Source organism: Mycolicibacterium bacteremicum, from assembly GCF_002086115.1.
Taxonomy (GTDB): Bacteria; Actinomycetota; Actinomycetes; order Mycobacteriales; family Mycobacteriaceae; genus Mycobacterium; species Mycobacterium bacteremicum.
In genome coordinates, this window is the sequence record NZ_MVHJ01000013.1 from 79,095 (window position 1) to 95,837 (window position 16,743).

Here is a 16,743-nt window from a genome sequence, read left to right on the forward strand (position 1 = left end):
GCTGTAGATGCAGTCGGAAGTATCGGTCGTGCCGCGGTTGTACTCCCGAACGTGATTTGCCTCGTGGACCAGGGACGCGCACCTTTCGGCCGGCACATTTGGTTCAAGCAGGCCGGTTTCAGCCGGGTTCCACAACAGGACCGCCTCGGTACCCAGACCCAGGATGACGTCTGCCATCGCAGGGGCGTAAGCACCGCTCGAGCCGAGCAGAATCTTATTGTCGTACTTTGCGCTCTGGATATCCGATATGACGCGGTTACCGGTGGCCGCGATCTTGGTCGCACACTGGGCGAACTCACCCGACAATTCTGGTGGGACAGCAAGTTTGGCCACTGCCGGACCGGCGGTCACTCCGGCACAGGCAAGGGCAAGCACCAGCGCGGTCCGGACCGCCTTCACGGCTGCCCGACCGTGAAAGTCGCGGTGGCCGTCGTCCCGCTGGCCTGACACGGATCCGCCGGCACCCCCGGCAGCGGCGGACGCAGATAGCCGACCGTCAGTTCGTAACGGCCGCGCGCCGCGACCGGCCACCGGCTGACCTCGGCGCCGCCGGTCGCATCCGCGGCGAACGAATCCAGCGTGCCGTCTGGGCCCGAGTATTCGAAGCGCACCGACGCCCCTGGCGCCACCTCGACGAGCGAGTCCTTGACGGCGTTCTGGAATCCGTTCAAGAAGGTGGCCGTGGTCAGTTGCGGCGCCAGCGGCGTCCCGTCACGCGTCAATCCCAACACGGTCAGCGCGCCCATTGGAGCGGAGGTCAGCAGGCAACGCTGGTTCCAGGTGTTTCTGATCTCGACGGTCAGCGCGACCGGTCGGCCCGCGGCGAAGGCGGGATCGGCCGGGCGCAGCGTGATCGTCGGGGTCTGCCCTCCGCCCGCCTCATCGGCGTCCCGAGTGCACCCCAATACGGCGAGTCCTGTAAGTCCGACGATGCCGGCCGTCCTGCAGCACACCCCCAGCATCGTCTCCCCCACGGCTGTCGTTGATGCGGGTAGTCAACCATCCGGGCGCCCGCTCAACGACTCGAATCGTCAGGACGTCTTGGCCGGCGGGCGGAAGAAGATGGCCAGCTGCCCGATACCGCCGGCCAGGCCCAGCCCGACCGCGATGGCCAACCCGCTCCATCCCGATAGCCAGGTCACATCCGGGAACAGCAGGTGATCCAGGCTGTAGCGGCCCGGCCCCGTCCCGGCGATGGCCACCGCGGTGACCGCGAGGATCAGGTTGTACTCCCAGCCCTCCTTGACGATGAAGAAGCCGTTGTGCCGGTGCACCGTCCACGCGGCGACCAGCATCAGGGCGACGAACCCGGCCGCCGGGATCGGGGTCAGCAGGCCGAGCGCCAGCCCGACGCCCGCGGCGATCTCGGTGCCGGCCGCCACCCGGGCGTGGAACAGGCCCGGCTTCATGCCGATGCTGTCGAACCACCCGGCGGTCCCCGGTATCCGGCCACCGCCGAAGAACTTGTTGTAGCCGTGGGCGGCCATGGTCAGGCCGAGGACGACCCGCAGGACGAGGAGCGCTGTATCGGAAGCCACGTGACAGAATCTAGGCCATCTGTCACGTCGCTGCCCACCCCCCGTCCACGCTGAGCACCGCACCGTGGATGTTGGCGGCCTCCTCGGAGGCCAGGAACAGCACCGCCGCGGCGACCTCTTCGGGTGTGCTCATCCGCCGTGACGGGATGCGGGCCAGGACCGGAGCGACATGGTCGGCGGACTCGGCGGCGCGTTCGGTGGCGATCGGTCCGGGCGCGACGGCGTTGACGCGCACCCCGGCGGGCCCGTACTCGGCGGCCCAGGATTTGGTGAGCGAGTGCACCGCGGCCTTGGTCGAGTTGTACAGCGCCGATTTGTCGCCGCCGATCAGACCGGTGATGGATCCGATGTTGACGACCGCGCCGTGGCCACGTTGCGCCATCCCGGGCGCCAGCTCCCCGGTGAGCAGGAACGGGCCGATGACGTTGGCGTGATAGGACGCCAGCAGGGTCGCCTCCGAGATCTGCTCGGTGGGCTCCGGGGTCGACCAGATACCGGCGTTGTTGACCAGAATGTCGACCGGCCCGGCCGCGGACGCCAGGGCGCGTACGGCACTTTCGCCCGCGCCGAGGTCGGCGGCGATGAAACTCGCGCTGCCGCCCGCGGCGCCGATGTCGGCCACGACGGCCGCACCCCGCTCGGTGTTGCGGCCGGTGACGATGACGTGCGCTCCTTCGGCGGCCAGGGCGTGCGCGATGGTGACGCCGAGACCTCCGGTGGAGCCGGTGACCAGTGCTGTTTTGCCTGCGAACCGCGTAATGTTTGGACTCATGAGTCCATATGTAGGCCGATAAAAATGGACCTGCAAGTCCAGAAACTGACCCGCAAGGGTGCGGCCACCCGGCAACGCATCGTCGAGGGAGCCGCGGCCCTGATCCGCGAGCGCGGCATCGCGGCGACCACCCTCGATGACATCCGGGCGCGCACCGCCACGTCCAAGAGCCAGCTGTTCCACTACTTCCCCGACGGCAAGGAGCAGCTGCTGCTGGAGGTGGCCCACTACGAGGCCGAACAGGTCCTGTCCGACCAACAGCCACACCTGGGGGCGCTGAACTCCTGGGCCGCCTGGGGACGCTGGCGCGACGCCGTCGTCGACCGCTATCGCCGGCAGGGGCAGAGCTGCCCGCTGAGCACACTGATGTCCGAGATCGGCCGGAGCACACCGGGAGCGCAGGCCGTCACCGAATCGTTGATGCGCCGCTGGCACGACGAGATCACCGCGGGCGTGCAGGCCATGCAGGACCAGGACAAGGTCGACGGGCGCGTCGACGCCGACCGGGTCGCCGCGGCACTGCTGGCCGGCGTGCAGGGCGGTGTGGGAATCCTGATCGCCACTGGCGACATCAGCTACCTGGAGGCCGCGCTCGATATGGGCATCCACCACCTCCGATTTGTGGCACCGCACCCGTAACCATTGCGGGTAGGACTCCTCACATCGACGAGAAGGCGGACTCCAACCGGGCCACGTACCCGTCGATGTCGCCGATCGCCGACTCCGCGGCGAACACGCTGACCGACACCGCATCGCCGACGCCGGTGACACAGTGCGTCAGCCCGACCATCGGCGACAGTCCGGGGAATGCCGCGGCCATCCGGACCGGCCTGCCGCCGAACGCGAAATCGGCGGCACCGCAGTTGACGCTGGAGACCACGGTGTTCCCGGTGACCGCCGCCGGGCGCACGGTCGGATCGAACTGGCGTGTCCCCCATCGCAACAACGGGGCGGGCGTGGCCGCGAAGGCACGTTCGGAGGCCCGCATCGACGGGTGTGCGGCGCGGGTGCGCCGGTCGGCGAGCTCGCCGGCGATCGCCGCCCGCCGCTGCGGTGTCGCCAGATCGGGGCGCAGATCGATGCCGACGGTACCGAAATGGTTGTAGGCGCGACGGGGTCCGGCCTTGGCCATGGTGACCTCGGCGCCCAGGGTGGCGATGTCCTCGCCCAGGGCGGCCAGGTGATCGCCCAGCGCCGCCGAGATCGCCGCCAGTGCGCTCACCGTCACCGTCGCCCCGGCCAGCTGTGATCTGGGCAGCACGAGGGCCCGCATGCTGCGCACCCCGCGCGGTTCGGCGTTGGTGCGCAGCGCCGGGCGCGGCGCTGCCGCCGCCGGTACCCGCCCGGCCTCGGTGTCGTGCACCAGTTGCCGGTGCGCGCGGGCGGCTTGCACACCGCGCCAGATCAGCATCGCCGGGTTGCCGTACATCGGTTCGATCGGCTCCACCGTCGCGGCGCGGCCGAACATCACCGCGGCCGGACCGCAGGTGCGTCCGCCGCCGCCGAGGGCGTGGGTGATCTGCAGGACCGCGACCGTGGCCGCGCCGGCCACCCCAGGGACACCGCGCACGCCCGGGAAGAGGTGCACGCGCCACGGCATCTCACGGGCATCGAGCTGATGGTCGACCAGTCCCACCACCGCGGCGAGGCAGTCGATCCACCCGGAGGATGGATACGTGCGGAACCGGTCGGCGCCCACCATGGCGGGCACCCAGTGCGGATAGTCCCACCGGGAATCGTCGCGGACGCGCAAGCACAGATCCGGGCTGCGGCGCGCGTTCGTGATCAGTTCGGCCACCGCGGCGTCCAGATCGTGCGGTACCCCGTCGAAGGCGTACAGCAGAAAGGTGTCGTTGGGCATCGTGGCCGACATCCAGAACATCTGGGCGTCAGCCGCGGTCATCCGGTTAGCGACCACTTCCGATGAAATCCAGGATGTGCCGCGACGTGGCGTCGGGCCTGTCGAGTTGCAGGAAGTGTCCGCCGCCGGCCACCGTGTACGCGACGCTGCCGGTCGGCAACACATTGCGCACCCAGTCGGTGTAGTCCGCCGACGCACAACCGTCGTCGGTGCCGTGCAGGTACAGCGTCGGCAGTACCGGCGGATTCAGCCAGTGCCGGTGCAGTTCGGCATAGCGAGCCGGCGGACGGCTGTTGCGCACCGTGGCCCGGTAATAGCCCAGCGCGGCCCGCCAATGCTCCGGTGCGCCGATCGCATCCAGCACCAGGCGCACATCTTCGGCCCCGTCGTATCCCGGCGACCAGTCCCGCCACAGTTTGGGCACCACCCGCTCAGCGGCCTGCTCGGGCAGCCACGGCAACTGGAAGAACAGGATGTACCAGCTGCGGCGCAACTGGCGCGGCAGCTGTGCGGCGAGCCTGCCGGCACCGGCCAGACCACCCGGTGCGCGGAACGCCGCCGAGGGCGGGACCGACATGATGGTGGCCTTGGCGAACGGACTCTCCGGCATGGCGGCCAATCCGGTGGCGGCGATCGCGCCCCAGTCGTGCCCGATCACCACGTCACGGCCGGTGGGGCCGGCCGCATCGAGCACGCGCAACGCATCGTCCATCAGCGCGCCGACGTGATAGCTGCCCTCGGCCGACAGCGACGAGGGCGCGTAACCGCGCATGAACGGCGCCACCACCCGCCATCCGGCGTCGGCGAGTTTCGGCGCGACGTGGCGCCAGCCGTGCGCGGTGTCGGGAAATCCATGCAGGCACAACGCAACCGGTGCATCCGTATTCTCCCAGTCACCCCAGGTCAACGTGCGCAGCGTGACATCGTCGGTGACGACGTCGAGGGTGCGGGCCGCCATCATCAGACCGGGTCGAAGCCGGAGATGAGCCAGCGGTCGGCCTGCTTCTCCAAGGTGACCCGCACGCTGGAGGCGGTGTCGGTCGGTGCGTCGGCACCGACGACGACGGTCTGGTTGACGAACACCAGCACCACCGCCCGGCTGGGATCCGCCGATACCGATGCGGCCGCCGGAACCGTTGCCACCGCGGAGATCTGCTTCTCCTTGGCGCCGGGGATGACGACATTGGTGGTCAGTTCGGTGTAGGCGTCGGCGAAGTCACCGGTGAGCAGCGCGCGTGCGTCGGTGAGTTGCTGCTCGACGGTATCGGGTTTGTAGGACAGCAGCGCGATGGTGCTCGCGGTGGCGGCCTGCACCGATTCGGTGCGCGCGGCGTCCTCGTTGCGCACCGAGTTGTCCTGCCACTTCAGGAATCCGGCGACCAGGCCCAGGGTCAGCGCCAGGCCCGGCAGGATGCCGTAGGCCAGTACCCGCGCCCACTGGACGCCGCGTTTAGCGGGCTCCTCGACAGGGCCGGCGGGCTCGGTCGCCTCGGTGGACTCGGCCGCCTCGGTGGCCGTGGCCGTCTCGTCGAGTTCGATGGCCGTCGATTCGGCGTCCGCCGCCTCGGTGTCGGGCTTGTTCTCGGTCACGGGACGAACTCCACGTTGGCCACCTTCACCTGATCTGCACCGACGTCCTGCACGGTGACCCGCATCCGCCACAGTCGCGGTTGTTGTTCGGCGGCACCGGCATTGGAGGTCTGCACGGTCACCGCGACGAGTACCCGCGCCTCGGTGTCGGTGTCGGATTCCAGCCCGGCCTCGGTCACCGAGCCGACCGACTTGGACTGGGCCTGTTTCACGACATCGATGAACGGGGCGGCACGCTGCTGGAAATCGTCGTAGAAGGTGCCGGTGGCCGAATCCAGGATGCGCTGTACGTCGGCCTCGGCGTGTTCCCAGTCGATGGTGGTCAGGTTGATCGCGCCCTGCCTGCCGACCTGAAGGAAAAGCTCCCGCTTGGCGTCGAGCTGCTGGGATTCGTACGTGCGGAAGCCCAGCCACCCGACCAGACCCGCCAACGCCACGACCACCACGAGACCGAGGATGGTCGCCAACCGCAGATGCGAGTCACCGTCGGCGGCGGCAGCCTGCTCGGCTTCGTCGATGTCCTCCGCATCGTCGTCCGGCTCCTCGGCAGTGCCATCCGTCGCGGACTCCGCGACGGCGGCCGTCTCGTCGAGCTCGGTGCTCTCGGTCGCCGGTGAGGTCTGCTCTGCTGCGGACTCGCTCACTTCCCCGGTGGGGGTAGCAGCATCGTCTGCCATGTCTGCTCCTCGTTCGCGGTGCGGCCCAGATTGGACTGGGTATACACCTTGCCGTCCGGTCCAACGTACGTGCCGCTTGCCGGATCGTATTCGGCGGCCGCGACCGCCGGCGGCTCCGGCGCCGGTGCCGGCACCGTTTCCGCTGGTTGTTGGCCCGGGCGCAGCTGCGGGACGGACTGTCCCGACAGGGTGGCGTTCGGGTCGCCCTTCCAGTTGTTGCCGTCGTTGAGCGGGACGTAGGTCTGGTCACTCTCACACATCGCCGCGCTCGGGGCGCGCTTGCCCGGCACGGTGATGCACGGCAGGTTACGGGCGCCACGCACGTTGTTCGGTGAATCCTGCGGGATGCGGCAGTACAGGTCGCCGGCCGGCCGGTCCGGGTAGTCCTCCAGCGCCGCGGCCCGCCGCTGCTGGGCAGGCAGGAAGCCGGTGGTACACGCGGGCGGCAGGTTCAGATTCAGGTTGAAGTTCAGGTAGGCGCCCTTGTAGTCCTGCTTGGTGTGCCGGTTGGCGGTACCGGTGGCCTGAGTGGTGGCGGTGCCCTGCGGCAGCAGCACCAGCAACTGCTCCAGCGCGGGCTGGTAGGCGATGGCCACCTCGTTGACGTTCACCAGGTTGGCCAGCACGATCGGCAGCGTCGGCTGCAGCCGGTCCAACAGTGCCCGCACCTCCTCGGCGGCGCCGGGACCGCGTTCCAGGATCCCGCGTACCGCGCCGTCGTGGTCACGTAGTTCGGCGGTGATCGTCGCCAGGTTCGACGCCCATGCCTGGATGGAGCCGGCGGTGTCGGTCTGGCTGTCCAGCACCGGCTTCGACTGATCGATCAGCGCGGTCAGCGGATCCAGGTTGGCGCGCGCGTCGATGGCCAGCTGTGTCGACCCCTTCACCAGCCGGTTCAGGTCCGGCCCCAGCCCGCCGACGGCCAGGTAGGCCTCGTCGACCGCGGTGCGCAGGTTGTCACCCGGAATCGCCTGCAGGCCACGGTTGGTCGCGTCGAGCAGGGTGTTGACGTCCATCGGCACCGTGGTCCGGTCCAGCGGGATGACGTCGCCGTCGCGCAGTTCGGGGCCACCGGCGCTGCGCGGCAACAGTTCGACGAACAGCTCGCCGACCGCGGTCTGGCTGTGCACGGCCGCGTCGAGATCGGCGGGGATGGGCACGCCGGACTCCAAGGACAGCAGCGCCTCCACCGTGCCGCGCTCGGTCAGTCCGACCTTCTCGACCCGGCCCACCTGCGATCCGCGGTAGGTGACATTGCTGCGCTCGTAGAGGCCGCCGGTCTCGGGCAGTTCCAGGGTCACCCGGTAGTGCCCGGCCCCGAACAGCAGATTGGGCAACCGCATATAGCTGAACGCCATGATGCCGATCGCGATGATCGAGATGGCGATGAACACGGCCATCTGGATCAGGATTCGTCTGGTCAGTACCATCTCAACGCCCCTGATCCCAGCGGTACGGCGCCACAAGCGGATTCACCGCGGTGTACGGGCTGGGCAGCTGCCCGATGGTGCGGCCCCATTGCATCTCCAACTCGGTGAGGTCGCCTTCCCACCGGGTACCGGTGAACAGGCCCTGATCCATCCGGCTCAGCGTCAGGTCGACGACCAGCGTGAGGTTGGCGTAGTCACCACGCATCCAGTTGGTGATCGTCTCCTTCGGGAACGGGTACGTCGTCAGGAAGCTGAGGCCGCGGGTCAACGCCGGCCCGGCGTTGGCCAGCGACTCCAGCGTCGGCCCAAGGGCTTTCAGCTCGGCGACCAGCGCATCCTTGGTCTGGTTGGCGGAGTCCGCGGCCAGCGCGCTGAAGCGGCCCAGTTGCACCAGCGCCTCGGCCAGGATCTCGCGCTGGTCCTTGAGCACCTCGAGGGCGTCCGGGAGGGTCTGCAACGCCTTGTCCACCACCGGCTTCTGCTCGGCGACCTGACCGACCAGAGAGTTCAGGCTCTCGGCCGCGGCGATGATGTCGTCCTTCTGGTCGTTGTTGTAGGTGATGAAGCGGTCGAGCTGTTCGATCAGGCTGCGCAGATCGGCCTCGCGTCCGGTGAACGCCTGGCTGAAGGCCGTGGTGATGTCCTGCACGTTGCCCAGTCCGCCGCCGTTGAGCAGCAGCGAGATCGCGGCCAGCGTCTGCTCGGTGGTCGGGTAGGCCCCACTGGATGCCAGCGGGATCACCGAGCCGGCCTGCAACCGGCCCTGCGGGTCGGCGGGCGCGGCGAGCTCGATGTGCTGGGAGCCCAGCAGGCTGGTCTGGCCCAGGGTGGCGGTCGCGTTGGCGGGCAGCACGACGTCACCGTTGAGGCTCATCGTGACCAGCGCATGCCAGTCCTGCCGCTCGATGTCGGTGACGTTGCCGACCGTCACATCCCCGACCCGGACCCGCGAGTTCGGGGAGAGATGATCGATATCGGGCATCTGCGCCTGAATGGTGTACGAGCCGGGACCGCGCCCCTCGACACCAGGCAGGGCCACCGAATTCAGGCCCTTCCACTGGCATCCGGTGGCGGCGGCCGCGACGATCAGCAGCGAGCCGACGATCCGCGTTCTCACGAGCCACCTCCGGCCGGCACCATCAGGCCGGGCAGGCCGGCGGCCGGGTTGGTCGCGGTGGCGAGTTCGGCGGCCAGCGGCGGACCCGGCAGCGGCGCCGCCGGACTGTTCGGGTCCACCGGTGCGGGCGGCGGAGGCGGGCCGGCCGGCGGGATGTAGTCCGGTCGCAGCCAATCCTCGCTCCAGGTCAGCTCGTTCGGCCGTGCCGAGGCGGTGACGCCGAGGTTCTGACCGATCGGCAGAAAGTTGTACTGCCGGTTCTTCACGATCGGCGCCAGGTACTGCACGCACAGTTTCGAGGACTGTTCGGCGTTCAGGCGGGAGGCGGCCTGCACGGCACCGCACAGGAAGGTGATCGGGTCGGCGAAGTTGTTGATCACCGGGACGCTGGACACCGCGCCCTGGGCGGGTTGGTAGATGTTGATGTAGTTCTGGAAGCTGGTCGGTGCGACGTGCAGGAACTGCTTCAGGTCGGCCAGGCTCTCGTTGAGTGCGGTCGTGACACCGGCCAGCTTGTCCGATGTGGTGCCCAGCGTCTCGCGGTTGTCGGCGACGAAGTTCTGCACCAGGCCGACGGTGTCGGACAGATCCTGGATCGCGGTGCCGACCTCGTCGGGGTTGTCGGCCAGTGTGCCCGTGACCGAGGCCAGGTTCTGGTTCAGCGCCCGCATCACATCGGTGCTGTCCTGCAGCGCCGACACCAGGATCGACAGATTCTTGACGGTGGCGAACACATCGGTGCTGTGATCGCCGACCGCCGAGATCGCCTGGGAGAGCTTGACCAGCGTCGCGCGGATGTCCGCGCCCTGGCCGCGCAGGTTGTCCGCGGCGGTGTTGATGAAGGCCCCGAGTTCGCTCACCCCGCCGGGCTCGGTGGGTTGCAGTGTCTCGGTGATGCGATGCAACTGCTCGCGCACGTCGTCGTATTCGACCGGTACCACCGTACGGTCCTGGCCGATGACCGCGTTGTCCTCCAACACCGGACCCTCGGAATAGGTGGGGGTCAGCTGGATGGCTCGCGAGGTCACCAGCATCGGCGACAGGATGGCGGCGTTGACGTCCGCGGGTACCTTGTGGCTGCCGTCGTACCAGAACGAGATCTTCACCCGTTCCGGCTCGGGCTCGATCTTCTCGATACGGCCGACCGGTACGCCGAGGATCACGACATCGTCGCCGACGAAGATGCCGTTGCTGCTGTCGAAGTACGCCACCACGTTGACCCGGTTGAGCGTCTCGGTGGTGCGCACCACCAGGTAGATGCCGGCGGCCAGGATGACCACCAGAACCAGGGCCAGCGTCAGCCGACCCGCCTTGTGCCGCGAGGGAGCTGATGAGGTCACTGCGGGCCTCCCGGTTGTGCTCCGGTCCCGTGCACGACGGGCTCTCCGGGTGCGGGCACGAACACCGGGCCCGGCGGGGTCGGTGTGGACGCGATTCCCGGCGGCGCGACCGCCGGCGGTCCCGGCGGCGGACCGCCCGGCGCCGGCGCGGGCGGCGGCTCGCGGTACGGGTAGCAGCCGGTCGGGCCGGGCAGCGGGATTCCCGGTGGGCCGCAACCCAGATCGCCCGGATTACCGGTGATGGCGTCGGGCAGGGTCAACCGCGGTTCGCCGCCCTGGCCGGTGCGCGGGTACGGGATGGGCATGGCCGGGGTGCCCGGCTGGCCCACCTGCGGGTCGGTGCGCTCCGAGGGCAGCAGGACATTGGGGTCCAGGCCCAGATCGGAGAACGCGGCATCGATGAAGGGCTGCACGAACTGGCCCGGCAGCAGATTGGCCACATAGGATTTGAAGAACGGCCCGCCCGAGACGGATTCACCCAGCGACATCGCATAATCGCCGATCAGCTTCAGCGACCGCTGCAACCGTTGCTTGCGGTTGTCCAAAATGGTCAGCACACCGTTGAGCTTCTCGATGGCCGGCTTCATGGTCTCGTCGTTCTCGGCGATGAAGCCCTGCAGCTGACGGCTCAGCGCGGAGATGTTGCCCGAGATGGCGTCCAGGGCAGCGGTCTGGGTCTGCAGCTCGGCCAGCAGCGCGTTGCTGCTGCGGACCAGGGTGACGATCTGGTCGCTGCGCTCGGCCAGCACGGTGGTCGCCTTATTGGCATTGCCCAGCAGGTCGCGCAGTTCGGCATCGCGTTCGTTGAGCGTCTCGGAGAACCGGGACACTCCCTCGATCGCGATCCGCAGTTCCGGCGGGGTGTCGGCGAAGGTCTCCGAGAGCACCCGCAGCGAATCGGAGAGCTGGGTGGTGTTCAGACCGCTGATGGTCGACGCGAGATCGCCGAGGGCATCCGGCAATTGGTAGGCCGGCGTGGTGCGGTCCAGCGGGATGGTGCCGTCCTGCCAGCCGTCCCCGCGCGGGGTGACCTCCAGATACTTGGTGCCCAGCAGGCTCTTGGTCTTGACCGCGGCCTCACTGCGGTCACCGATGCGCACGCCGTTGTCGATCTTGAATGAGACCAGCACCCGCTGCCCGTCCAGTTCGACGCCCGAGACATGGCCGACCCGCATACCGGACACCTGCACCGCGGCCCCGTCGCGGATACCGCCCGCCTCGGCGAAATAGGCCGAGTAGTCCCGGCCACGGTCCAGGAACGGCAGCTTGTCATAGTTCAGGGCGCCCAGGATGATCGCGGCGATGACGGTCAGACCGATTGCGCCGACCACCAATTGGTTGCGTTCTGCGAAGGACTTCATCGCGGGGTGCACCTCCCGGTGCTCTGTCCGGCCGCCTTCACATACACCGGCTGCCCGCCCTTGCCGTTGAGCTTGAGGACGATGTCGCAGAGGTAGAAGCTGAAGAAGTCACCGTAGATGCCCTGGCGCGCCAATGCCTGGTAGGCGTCGGGCAGCGTGTTGATCAGGTTGTCGAAGTAGTCGGCATCGGCGACCACGATGCCTGCGGCACGGTCGGTTTCGGTGATGGTCTTGGCCAGCGGCGGGCGGGCCTGCGCCAGCAGATCGGCGATGCTGCCGGCCGCCTCGCTGACGTAGGCCACGCCGTTGGCGATATCGGTGCGCCGTTCGGCCAGCCCGTCGACCAACTGGCTGAGCCCGTCGACGCCCTTGGCGAACTGCTCGTTCTGGTCACCGAGCGAGCCCAGCACGGTGTTGAGGTTGACGATCACCTCTCCGATCAGCTGGTCGCGGTCGGCCAGCGTATTGGTCAGTGCGGCAGTCTGGTTCAGAAACGATCCGATGGTCGCGCCCTGACCCTGCAGCGCGCTGATCAGGGTGCCCGACAGCGCGTTGATCTGGTCGGGTTCCAGCGCCTTGAACAGCGGCCGGAAGCCGCCGATCAAGGCGTCCAGATCCAGCGCGGGCGCGGTGCGGGCCAGTGGGATGGTCGATCCGGGTTGCAGCCGGCCGGTATCCCCGGCGCCCTCCTGCAGGCCGAGATACCGCCCGCCGATCAGATCGTCGTAGCGGATGACCGCCCGGGTGCCCTGGGTCAGCACCACCGAGGAGTCGGCACTGAAGTTGACCAGCACGGTGCCGTCGTCGCGGATCTCCATGTCGCCGACCTTGCCGACCTCGACCCCCGCGATGCGGACGAAGTCGCCGGGTTCCATGCCGCTGACGTTGCTGAATTCGGCCTTGTAGCCCTGTTCGGTCTCACCGAAGCGCAGCTGCGAGAAGATCGCGAACAGCCCGAAGACACCTAGCAGACACACTGCCAGGAAGATGGTGAGCCGCCAGATGGCGCCTCCCAAGTTGTCTTTCATGGCTTGCTCTATCTCCTGAGTTCTCGTCGTCGGTCAGGACGGTGGGCCGGGTGCGGCGGGCACCGGCAGCGGTCGCGGCGGCAGTGGTGTCGGCTGCACACCCGGGTGGGTCACGATGAACGGCTCGGACCCGGGCGTCGGGCCGGGCTCGCGCGGCGCGCCCGGTGGCGGGGCCGGCGGCAGACCCGGCCACAGCGGGGTGCCGTCGGGGGCGTACAGCTGTGCGCCGTAGGCCGGCGCACCGGGATACGGGATCGGTCCGATTGCCGGGCCGCCGAAGGTGTTCCGAATGCTCGGCGGTTCGGGTACGGCGCGGGTGACGGGCAGCCAGTTGCCGTATGCCGGGAAGGAGATGCCCGGATTGGGCCGCCAATCCAGACCACTGCCGAAGCCGGTGTTGGTCACCAGCTGGCGCACCGGCCAGTTCTCGTCGACGTTGGGCAGCGAACCGCAGCTGGGCTTGCCGCCCGGGCCGCCCTTGGCGCCGACGATCGGCAGGTGCCGCGGGTAGGCGTACGGATCGTCGCCGAGCATCAGTGCGGTGTCCAGGATGAACGACTTGCCGTTGCCGCCGGTGGCGTCGTAACCGCCGTGATCCAGCAGGTATTTCGCACCGGTCAGCAGGCAGGTGTAGGACGGGCTGTACTTGAGCAACAGGTCCGTCGTCGGCTGCAACGTGTTGATGGCCTTGATCAGATTCTGCTGATTCGGGGCCAGCAGCTCGATTCCCTTGTTGGACAGGCCCGTGGTGGCCAACAGCAGGGCGTCGAGTTGGCGGGCGTTGCTGCTGATGGTGGTCGCGGTGGTGCTCGCGGCGTCCAGGGTGGCCAGGATGTCCTGCGCCGCAGCGCTGTAGGCATCGCTGAAGCCCTGCACGGCCTGCCAGTCCTCACGGATGGTGTCACTGCGGTCATTAAGCGCCATCAGCACCTGGTTGGCATCGGTGGTGGCCCGGCCGATGATCTCTCCGCGGCCGCGCACCCCCTCGGCGAGCGCGGACAGCGTGCTGTTCAGCTTGGCGGTGTCGACCTGGTCGAGTACCCCGACGAGGTTTTCGAAGACGGTGTTGACCTCGACCGTGACGTTCTGCGACTCCAGCACCTGACCCGAGCGCAGCCGTTCGGCGCTCGGGTTGTCCGGGTAGACGAGGTCGACGAACTTGGCGCCGAAGATGGTGGTGGATCGGATCCGGGCCTCGACATTGGCCGGGATGAAGCGGATCTGGTCGGGATCGATGTCCAGGCGCAGTTTGACCGGGTTCGCGGTCTCGGTGTCGCCGCCGCTGATGGCGGCGACCTTGCCGACCTGCACGCCGCGCAACTTCACCTTGGCGTTGGTCTCCATCACCAGACCCGAGCGGTCCGAGGTCAGCGTGACCGGGACCGTGCTGCGCAGGCTGCCGGTGAACAGCGAATAGGACAGCCAGATCGCGGCGATGACGAACACCACCAGCAGCAGCGTCCACCAACCGGGGGCGATTCCTGAGTTTCGTTTTGTGGCTGCCATGTCTAACCGGCCAGGTTGAAGTTGCCGGATTGTCCATACACCGCAAGCGAAATCATCACGACGACGAACGCGGAGATCACCAGGGAGGTGCGCACCGCTCGGCCGACCGCCTCGCCCACACCGGCCGGGCCGCCGCTGGCGGTGAACCCGTAATAGGTGTGCACCAGCATGATCACGATGGCCATGGCGATCGACTGGACGAACGACCAGATGAGGTCGATCGGGTTCAGGAAGGTGTCGAAGTAGTGGTCGTAGACACCGCTGGACTGGCCGTAGATCACCGTGGTGCCGATCTTGGCCGCGTAGAACGACATCAGCACACCGACGCAGTACAGCGGGATCACCACGATGACACCGGCGATCACCCGACTGGACGCCAGGTAGGCGATGCTGCGGATGCCGATCACCTCGAGGGCGTCGATCTCCTCGTTGATGCGCATGGCGCCCAACTGTGCGGTGGCACCGGCGCCGATGGTGGCCGACAGCGCGATCGCGGTGGTGGCCGGCGCGATGAGGCGGACATTGAAGAAGGCGGACGCGAATCCGGTGAGCGCCTCGACGCCGATCTCGGAGAACTGGTTGTAGCCCTGCACGGCGACCAGGGCGCCGGTGCTGACGGTCAGGAAGCCGACGATGGCGACGGTGCCGCCGATGATGGCCAAAGCGCCGGTACCGAGGCCCATCTGGGCGATCAACCGGACCAGTTCCTTCGGATAACGGATGAACACGTCGCCGATGGACACCAGGGTTCGTCCGAAGAACTGGGTCTGCTCACCGACCTGGTTCCAGCTGTCGACGACGCTGCTGACCCCTCGTCTGACCCGCAGGCCCACCCCGGTCGTCACATCGTCGCCTTCACGCCGACCGCGGTGGCGACCACGTTGATGGCGAACAGCGCCATGAAGGTGAAGACCACGGTCTCGTTGACGGCGTTGCCGACACCGGCCGGACCACCGCCCACCGAAATGCCCTTGTAGCAGGCGATCAGGCCGGCGGTGAGGCCGAACAGCGCGGCCTTGACCAACGCGATCAGCACGTCCGACGGACCGGTGATGAGCGTCAGACCTGCGATGAAGGCCCCCGGTGACACGTGCTGGACGTACACACAGAACAGATAGGCGCCGGTGAGTCCGACCAGCACCACGGTCGCCGACAACGCCAGCGACACGGTGGTGGCGGCCATCACCCGCGGAATGACCAACGCCTGAATCGGATTCACGCCCATCACGCGCAGGGCGTCGAGCTCCTCGCGGATGGTGCGGGCGCCCAGGTCGGCGCACATCGCCGTGGCGCCCGCGCCGGCGATCACCAAAACGGTGACGATCGGCCCGATCTGGGTGACGGTGCCCAGGGCGGCGCCGGTTCCGGAGAAGTCCGCGGCCCCGAATTCGGTGAGCAGGATGTTGAACGTGAAGGTCAGCAGCACCGTGTAGGGCACGGTGAGCATCAGCGTCGGGAGCAACGAAACCCGTGCCACGAACCAGGACTGGAGGATGTACTCACGCCAGGCGAACGGCGGCCGGAACATCAGGGTGAAGACGTCCAGCGTCATCGAGAAGAATCCACCGAAGGAACGCACAGGCTTGGCGACGACGTTCGGGATGGCATCCTGCGCAGCCATCAGCGGGAATCCCCCGCGCTGCACAACCTCCGCATTGCCATGCAATCCCTTCGACGGTGCCCGCTGCCTGCGGGGCCGGCGTCACCCGGCCGGTGCGAACACGATATGACCACAGGCGCCGCTATGGATGCGGAAGAACGTACATAAGGAATTTCACAGTCACAACCGGCGCCCGCTCTTGCCTGCCCCGCCGTCATGCGGAACCACCGCCGGATCGTTCCCCGACAACCCCCAGCGCGCGCAGGGTGAAACTTTCGACGCGGGCCCGTGACGCGGGGATCTGGGCGGGATCGAAGATTCTGGCCGAGGTCAGTTCGCGGCTCACCAGTGCCGCGATGGCGATGGCGTCGGACTCCGGGTCGGCGACCGGGAACGAGCCGTCGGCCTGCCCGGCGGCCAGGATGCCGGTCAGGGAGGCCTCGCGGCGGGCTCGAGATAGCTCGCGCGCCTCCTTGTAGCCCTTTGCCGAGCGCATCTCGTCGCAGTCGAGCACCGCGAGGTAGCGGTGCAGGCTGGTATCGGTGGCCAGCGTGAACATCTGGTCCAGCCAGGTGCGCAGTTGCCCGGTCGGATCGGCGCCGTTGTTGCCTGCGATCTCGTCGAGTCGGGCCGCCAGGCGCTCGGTGACCTGGTGCAGCATCGCCAGGAACAGCTCGTCCTTGGACTGATAGTGCCGGTAGAAGGCGCGGCTGGACACCCCGGCGCGGGCCAGGATCGCCGATACCGGGATCGGGCCGTCATGCGGTTCGGCCAGGCAGGCGAAGGTGGCCTCGACAATGCTGTCGCGCTCGTCGGCTCCAGGATCGTCAGACGGCACGGATGGCAGTCTAGAGACCCGCTTCCGGACCCGACCGACCGGTCAGTAACGTGAGTCACAAGCCCCCGCAGGGACGGCGAGAGGA

The 16,743-nt window shown here is 68.2% G+C and carries 17 protein-coding genes; 1 reads left to right on the forward strand and 16 read right to left on the reverse strand.

Annotated features, from left to right (window positions below):
* Window positions 1-395: 395 nt before the first annotated feature.
* From BST17_RS16895 to BST17_RS16905, 3 genes are all read right to left on the reverse strand, one after another.
* Window positions 396-905 (reverse strand): hypothetical protein, encoded by a 510-nt coding sequence (locus tag BST17_RS16895; protein ID WP_083060005.1) that lies wholly within the window; start codon window positions 903-905, stop codon window positions 396-398.
* Window positions 906-1,031: 126 nt separating this feature from the next.
* Window positions 1,032-1,538, reverse strand: a complete 507-nt coding sequence (locus BST17_RS16900; RefSeq protein ID WP_083060007.1) for a DoxX family protein — start codon at window positions 1,536-1,538, stop codon at window positions 1,032-1,034.
* A 22-nt stretch (window positions 1,539-1,560) separates the two neighbouring features.
* Complete coding sequence (locus tag BST17_RS16905; protein WP_083060009.1) at window positions 1,561-2,310, reverse strand: SDR family NAD(P)-dependent oxidoreductase; 750 nt, start codon at window positions 2,308-2,310, stop codon at window positions 1,561-1,563.
* 24 nt (window positions 2,311-2,334) lie between these two features.
* On the opposite strand from BST17_RS16905, the gene BST17_RS16910 reads away from it, so the two are divergent.
* Entirely contained in the window at window positions 2,335-2,949 is a 615-nt protein-coding gene (locus BST17_RS16910) for a TetR/AcrR family transcriptional regulator (protein ID WP_083060010.1), read from the forward strand.
* Between the two features lie 19 nt (window positions 2,950-2,968).
* Here the strand turns inward: BST17_RS16910 and BST17_RS16915 are convergent, their stop codons facing one another.
* The 13 genes from BST17_RS16915 to BST17_RS16975 all read right to left on the reverse strand — a co-directional run bounded on the left by BST17_RS16915 (window position 2,969) and on the right by BST17_RS16975 (window position 16,658).
* Window positions 2,969-4,213 carry a WS/DGAT domain-containing protein gene (locus tag BST17_RS16915; RefSeq protein WP_083060012.1) on the reverse strand — a complete coding sequence of 415 codons (1,245 nt, stop codon included), beginning with the start codon at window positions 4,211-4,213 and terminating at the stop codon, window positions 2,969-2,971.
* Between the two features lie 4 nt (window positions 4,214-4,217).
* On the reverse strand, window positions 4,218-5,132 hold the full coding sequence (locus BST17_RS16920) for an alpha/beta fold hydrolase (protein ID WP_207573660.1): 915 nt from the start codon (window positions 5,130-5,132) through the stop codon (window positions 4,218-4,220).
* Complete coding sequence (locus tag BST17_RS16925) at window positions 5,132-5,761, reverse strand: hypothetical protein (protein WP_083060014.1); 630 nt, start codon at window positions 5,759-5,761, stop codon at window positions 5,132-5,134. Before BST17_RS16925 ends, BST17_RS16920 begins: the two co-directional genes overlap by 1 nt.
* The gene (locus BST17_RS16930; protein ID WP_083060015.1) at window positions 5,758-6,438 is read right to left on the reverse strand and encodes an Rv1363c family protein; all 681 of its coding nucleotides are present in this window, start codon (window positions 6,436-6,438) and stop codon (window positions 5,758-5,760) included. The genes BST17_RS16925 and BST17_RS16930 overlap by 4 nt, the downstream gene beginning before the upstream one ends.
* On the reverse strand, window positions 6,402-7,868 hold the full coding sequence (locus BST17_RS16935) for an MCE family protein (RefSeq protein ID WP_083060016.1): 1,467 nt from the start codon (window positions 7,866-7,868) through the stop codon (window positions 6,402-6,404). Before BST17_RS16935 ends, BST17_RS16930 begins: the two co-directional genes overlap by 37 nt.
* 1 nt (window position 7,869) lies before the next feature.
* Entirely contained in the window at window positions 7,870-8,985 is a 1,116-nt protein-coding gene (locus BST17_RS16940; protein WP_083060017.1) for an MCE family protein, read from the reverse strand.
* Entirely contained in the window at window positions 8,982-10,325 is a 1,344-nt protein-coding gene (locus BST17_RS16945) for an MCE family protein (RefSeq protein WP_083060018.1), read from the reverse strand. The genes BST17_RS16940 and BST17_RS16945 overlap by 4 nt, the downstream gene beginning before the upstream one ends.
* Window positions 10,322-11,686: an MCE family protein gene (locus BST17_RS16950; RefSeq protein WP_083060112.1), complete on the reverse strand. Its 1,365-nt coding sequence runs from the start codon at window positions 11,684-11,686 to the stop codon at window positions 10,322-10,324. Before BST17_RS16950 ends, BST17_RS16945 begins: the two co-directional genes overlap by 4 nt.
* Window positions 11,683-12,714: a virulence factor Mce family protein gene (locus tag BST17_RS16955; protein WP_083060019.1), complete on the reverse strand. Its 1,032-nt coding sequence runs from the start codon at window positions 12,712-12,714 to the stop codon at window positions 11,683-11,685. The genes BST17_RS16950 and BST17_RS16955 overlap by 4 nt, the downstream gene beginning before the upstream one ends.
* Window positions 12,715-12,747: 33 nt before the next feature.
* Window positions 12,748-14,220 carry an MCE family protein gene (locus BST17_RS16960; RefSeq protein ID WP_083060020.1) on the reverse strand — a complete coding sequence of 491 codons (1,473 nt, stop codon included), beginning with the start codon at window positions 14,218-14,220 and terminating at the stop codon, window positions 12,748-12,750.
* 2 nt (window positions 14,221-14,222) lie between these two features.
* Window positions 14,223-15,065, reverse strand: a complete 843-nt coding sequence (locus BST17_RS16965; protein WP_083060021.1) for an MlaE family ABC transporter permease — start codon at window positions 15,063-15,065, stop codon at window positions 14,223-14,225.
* Window positions 15,062-15,841: an MlaE family ABC transporter permease gene (locus BST17_RS16970; RefSeq protein ID WP_083060113.1), complete on the reverse strand. Its 780-nt coding sequence runs from the start codon at window positions 15,839-15,841 to the stop codon at window positions 15,062-15,064. Before BST17_RS16970 ends, BST17_RS16965 begins: the two co-directional genes overlap by 4 nt.
* A gap of 193 nt (window positions 15,842-16,034) precedes the next feature.
* Entirely contained in the window at window positions 16,035-16,658 is a 624-nt protein-coding gene (locus BST17_RS16975) for a TetR/AcrR family transcriptional regulator (protein WP_083060022.1), read from the reverse strand.
* Window positions 16,659-16,743: the final 85 nt, after the last annotated feature.

Bases quoted from the DNA above. Each gene is read 5' to 3' on its own strand.
- BST17_RS16920 (WP_207573660.1), bottom strand. From the start codon at position 5,132: ATGATGGCGGCCCGCACCCTCGACGTCGTCACCGACGATGTCACGCTG.
- BST17_RS16955 (WP_083060019.1), bottom strand. From the start codon at position 12,714: ATGAAAGACAACTTGGGAGGCGCCATCTGGCGGCTCACCATCTTCCTG.
- BST17_RS16915 (WP_083060012.1), bottom strand. From the start codon at position 4,213: ATGACCGCGGCTGACGCCCAGATGTTCTGGATGTCGGCCACGATGCCC.
- BST17_RS16950 (WP_083060112.1), bottom strand. From the start codon at position 11,686: ATGAAGTCCTTCGCAGAACGCAACCAATTGGTGGTCGGCGCAATCGGT.
- BST17_RS16960 (WP_083060020.1), bottom strand. From the start codon at position 14,220: ATGGCAGCCACAAAACGAAACTCAGGAATCGCCCCCGGTTGGTGGACG.
- BST17_RS16970 (WP_083060113.1), bottom strand. From the start codon at position 15,841: ATGGCTGCGCAGGATGCCATCCCGAACGTCGTCGCCAAGCCTGTGCGT.
- BST17_RS16910 (WP_083060010.1), top strand. From the start codon at position 2,335: ATGGACCTGCAAGTCCAGAAACTGACCCGCAAGGGTGCGGCCACCCGG.
- BST17_RS16905 (WP_083060009.1), bottom strand. From the start codon at position 2,310: ATGAGTCCAAACATTACGCGGTTCGCAGGCAAAACAGCACTGGTCACC.
- BST17_RS16930 (WP_083060015.1), bottom strand. From the start codon at position 6,438: ATGGCAGACGATGCTGCTACCCCCACCGGGGAAGTGAGCGAGTCCGCA.
- BST17_RS16935 (WP_083060016.1), bottom strand. From the start codon at position 7,868: ATGGTACTGACCAGACGAATCCTGATCCAGATGGCCGTGTTCATCGCC.